Raw genomic sequence first — 4,230 nt, forward strand, 5'->3', positions numbered from 1 at the left:
ACCGGCAGCGCCTGCACCAGACGACCCGTCGTCGTACCCGCGTCGATGATGATCGCGCCGTCCTCGGGAAGCTCCGCCAGCGCCGCCTTGGCGATACGTTCCTTCTCCGCGATCATCACCTCGTCGCGCGTCGCGAGGGCGGGTTCGAAACCGAGGCGCTCGACCGGGATCGCCCCGCCGTGCACGCGCCGCAGCACCCCCGAGCGTTCCAGTGCGGTCAGGTCCCGGCGGATCGTCTCAGTCGTGACGCCGAACCGTTCCGCCAGGGTCACCACGTCGACCCGCCCGGCGGCCCGGGCCTCACACAGGATCTCCTGCTGCCGTTCCTCGGCGTACATCCTGTTGGTTCACCGCCGTTTCAATGTTGTTTTATATGTCTTTATACCCGAGTATGTTGCATGTCAAGGGTCGCTGAGAACGGCTCCGCCATGAGTTTCATGAACCTGTGACCTCCGCGTACCGGCTCTTGACCACGCCGGGCCTCCGGCGGTGATGTCAGTGCCGGCCGGAGCCACACCACGTCAACACGTCGTAAGTACTTCCGCGATCGCCGTCTTGATCCCGTAGTGATCGCGATCGGGTTCCCCGCGCGGTTCTAGCGTCGCTGGTGTACGAGTTCTCACCAGGAGGAAGCATGTTGTACGTCCCGGTCCGTCAAGGCGCGTTCAGCACGTCGCTGCGCCTGTTCAGGACCGCTTCGGGGAAGCGGACGGCGGTCGCCTTCACCTCACCGATGCGCCTGGCCAAGGTGCTCGGCTCCGACCAGCACTGGGTACGGCTCAGCGAGCCCGCACTCAGGAGCATGCTCAAGGAACTGGACACCGTCGGCATCGTGATCGACCCTGCGGGGACGATGGCCCGGCACTCCTCCAAGACCGCGTGAGGTGCGTCATCGAGGCGATCGCACGGGGAGCGAGGACCAGCGGTCCGGCCTGTCGGTCGCGACGGGCTCGCCGGAACTCGCCGGCCTGATGCGCGGGGAGGTCGGCCTCTGATCGAATGCGAGAGGCGCGGACAGTCACTCGACTGCCCGCGTTTCGTCGTTGCCGGTCATGGTGCCGCGCCGTGAGCGGTTCCAGGCCGGTGAGCGACCCGAAGGAGAACTCAGGACTCCGATCAGGCCTTGAAGCGGTACCCCATACCGGGCTCGGTGATCAGGTGGACCGGATGTCCTGCGTCGCGTTCGAGTTTGCGCCGCAGCTGGGCCATGTACTGCCGGAGATAGTGGGTCTCCTTGACGTACTTGACCCCCCACACCTCGGTCAGCAGCTGCCGCTGGCTGACGAGCTTGCCCGGGTTGTGCAGCAGGATCTCCAGGATGTGCCATTCGGTCGGCGTCAGCCGTGCCCCGCCGGAGACCGTCTTGCTGGTCAGGTCCACCACGTGGTCGCCGATCGTGATGCTGGCCAGTTCCGCCTCCTGCGCGGACGTGCGGCGCGACACCGCGCGGATCCTGGCCAGCAGTTCGTCGATGCCGAACGGCTTGGTGACGTAGTCGTCGGCACCGGCGTCGAGGGCGCCGACCTTGTCCTGGTTGCCCGCCCTGCCGGACAGCACGATGATCGGGATCGAAGTCCAGCCGCGCAGCCCGTGAATGACGTCGACACCGTCGAGGTCGGGCAGCCCGAGGTCGAGCACCACCAGGTCAGGGTGCCAGTCGGCCGCCTGGCGCAGGGCCGCGCCGCCGTCGGTGGCCACGGCCACCTCGTAGTTGCGGGCGATCAGGTTGATGCGAAGCGCCCGCAGGATCTGCGGTTCGTCGTCGACGACGAGAATGCGTGTCACGCGATCACCGCTCTGGATGAGATCGGCAGTGTCAAGATCATGGTGAGACCTCCCCCTGGTGTCTCCTCCGGCGTGAGAGAGCCGCCCATCGCCTCGGTGAGCCCCCTGGAGAGCGCGAGGCCAAGGCCGACCCCCGAATGGTTGTCACGATCGCCGAGCCGCTGGAACGGCCTGAAGACCTGGTCATGTGCTTCTGGCGGAATCCCCGGGCCGCGGTCGATCACCCGGATCTCCACGTGGTCGCCGTGCCAGCTGCCGGTGACCAGCACCTGCTCACCCGGTGGGCTGTAGCGGACGGCATTGGACATCAGGTTCACCAGCACCCGCTCCAGCAGGGCGGAGTCGGCGACCACCTCGGGCAGCTCGACGGAGATGTTCCCCTCGACGCGATCCCGGAGCGGCCCCAGGTCGTCCATCGCCCTGGGCACGACCTCCTCCAGGGCGACCGGCTGGAGGACGGGCCCGAGCACGCCCGCCTGCAACCTGCTCATGTCGAGCAGGTTGTCCACCAGGCGATTCAGCTTGACCAGCGACTCGTCCGCCGTGGCGAGCAGTTCCTTCCTGTCCTCCGCGGACCAGTCGATCTCCGTGCCGCGCAGACTCTCCACCGCGGCTCTGGCCGAAGCCAGCGGGGTGCGCAGGTCGTGGCTGACGGCGGCGAGCAGCGCGGTGCGCATCTTGTCCGCCTCGGCCAGCGGCCTGGCCCGCCCGGCTTCCTCCTCCAGCCGCTGCTGACGCAGCGCGACGGCGGTCTCCGCGGCGAACGCCTCAAGCACCCTGCGCTCGGAGGCGTCGAGCAGTCCCCCGCGCACCGCGAGCACCAGGCTCTCGTCGATCGCCACGTCGGTGTCGGCGATTCCGGGGCTGGTGCACGGCTCGCCCCCGGAGGTGGCCACGATCCGCCACGCCTCCGGCTCCGACTGATCGTCGGGGGTCGGCGGTCCCGTCCGCTCCAGAAGCGTGGCGGACACGAGCCCGAACGTCTCCTTGACCCGGGCGAGCAGCGACGGCAGAGCGGCCTCACCACGCAGGACGTGGCCGGCGAGCGTCGACAGGACCTCGGCGTCCGCGGTGGCCCTGGCCGCCTCTCTGGTACGGCGGGCCGCCACGTCGACCACCAGGCTCACCATGATCGCGACCAGCACATAGACGACGAGCGCGAGCAGGTTCTCCGGGTCGTAGACCGTGAACCGGTCGACCGGCGGTGTGAAGTAGTAGTTCAGCAGCAGGAATCCGCCGATGGCCGCCGTCACCGCCGGCCACATGCCGCCCACCAGGGAGACTCCGACGACCATCAGCAGGAAGAGCAGGATCTCGCTCGGCAGCGCCGAATCGTCCCTGAACGGGAGCAGAACCGCGGTCAGCGCGGGCATGCCGAGCACCGCCATCGCCCAGCCGATGACCCTGCGCTTGCGGGTCAGCGCGGCTCGCGAGCTCGCGTGGCGGCGGCCCTTCTTGACCTGCGCGTGGGTGATCATGTGGACGTCGATCGAACCCGACAACGCGGTCGTCTCCACCCCGACGCCACGGGACAGGATCTGGGCGAACCTGCCCCGCCTGGAGGCGCCGAGCACGAGCTGGGTGGCGTTCACCCCACCGGCGAAGTCGAGCAGTGCGCGCGGGATGTCGTCGCCGACCACCTGGTGGTAGGTGCCGCCCATGTCCTCCACTAGGGTGCGCTGACGGGCCAGGCCGGCCGGATCGCCGCCGGTCAGGCCGTCCGCCCTGGTGACGTGGACGGCCAGCAGGTCGGCGCCCATACTGCGCGCCGCGATGCGGGCCGCGCGCCGTACCAGGGTTTCGCCCTCCGGGCCGCCGGTGAGCGCGACCACCACCCGCTCGCGTGCCTCCCAGGTCTCGGCGATGCCGTGCTCGGCCCGGTAGCGGTCGAGCTGGTCGTCGACTTTTCCCGCGACCCAGAGCAGGGCGAGTTCGCGCAGCGCGGTCAGGTTGCCGATCCTGAAGTAGTTGGACAGCGCGGCGTCCACCTTCTCCGGTGCGTAGATGTTGCCGTGCGCCATCCGCCTGCGCAGCGCCTCGGGCGACATGTCGACCAGCTCGACCTGGTCGGCCCGCCGTACCACCTCGTCCGGTATGGTCTCCCGCTGCGGAATGCCGGTGATCTGCTGGACGACGTCGTTGACCGACTCCAGGTGCTGGATGTTGACGGTGGAGACGACGTCGATACCGGCGTCGAGGATCTCCTCGACCTCCTGCCAGCGCTTGGCGTTGCGCGAGCCTGGGACGTTGGTGTGCGCCAGCTCGTCGATCAGCACCATCTTCGGCGCCCGCTCGATGACCGCGTCGACGTCCAGCTCGGTGAAGTGGCTCCCCCGGTAGGCCGGCGTCCTGCGAGGGATGACCTCCAGACCGTCGAGCAGCTCGGCGGTGTGGAGGCGGCCGTGGGTCTCGACGAGACCCCCCACCACGTCCCAGCCACCCTCC

At 68.9% G+C, this 4,230-nt stretch carries 4 protein-coding genes; 1 reads left to right on the forward strand and 3 read right to left on the reverse strand.

The genetic code is table 11. The annotated features are described in order from the left end of the window. Window positions 1–338: DeoR/GlpR family DNA-binding transcription regulator (locus tag AB0J58_RS43940; protein WP_364227541.1), on the reverse strand; the 338-nt coding region annotated here is incomplete at its 3' end. Between the two features lie 296 nt (window positions 339–634). Between AB0J58_RS43940 and AB0J58_RS43945 the strand changes: the two genes are divergently transcribed. Continuing rightward, entirely contained in the window at window positions 635–883 is a 249-nt protein-coding gene (locus AB0J58_RS43945) for an SAV_915 family protein (RefSeq protein WP_364227544.1), read from the forward strand. Between the two features lie 233 nt (window positions 884–1,116). Here the strand turns inward: AB0J58_RS43945 and AB0J58_RS43950 are convergent, their stop codons facing one another. Both AB0J58_RS43950 and AB0J58_RS43955 read right to left on the reverse strand, forming a co-directional pair. Further along, window positions 1,117–1,785, reverse strand: a complete 669-nt coding sequence (locus tag AB0J58_RS43950) for a response regulator (protein ID WP_364227547.1) — start codon at window positions 1,783–1,785, stop codon at window positions 1,117–1,119. Then, on the reverse strand, window positions 1,782–4,230 hold a 2,449-nt coding region (locus AB0J58_RS43955), incomplete at its 5' end, for a DUF4118 domain-containing protein (protein WP_364227549.1). The genes AB0J58_RS43955 and AB0J58_RS43950, both read right to left, overlap by 4 nt.

The sequence above is a fragment of the Streptosporangium sp. NPDC049644 genome (genome assembly GCF_040675205.1).
Taxonomy (GTDB): domain Bacteria; phylum Actinomycetota; class Actinomycetes; order Streptosporangiales; family Streptosporangiaceae; genus Streptosporangium; species Streptosporangium fukuiense.

Excerpts from the sequence above, each read along its gene's own strand:
- AB0J58_RS43945 (WP_364227544.1), top strand. The coding sequence starts at position 635 with ATGTTGTACGTCCCGGTCCGTCAAGGCGCGTTCAGCACGTCGCTGCGC.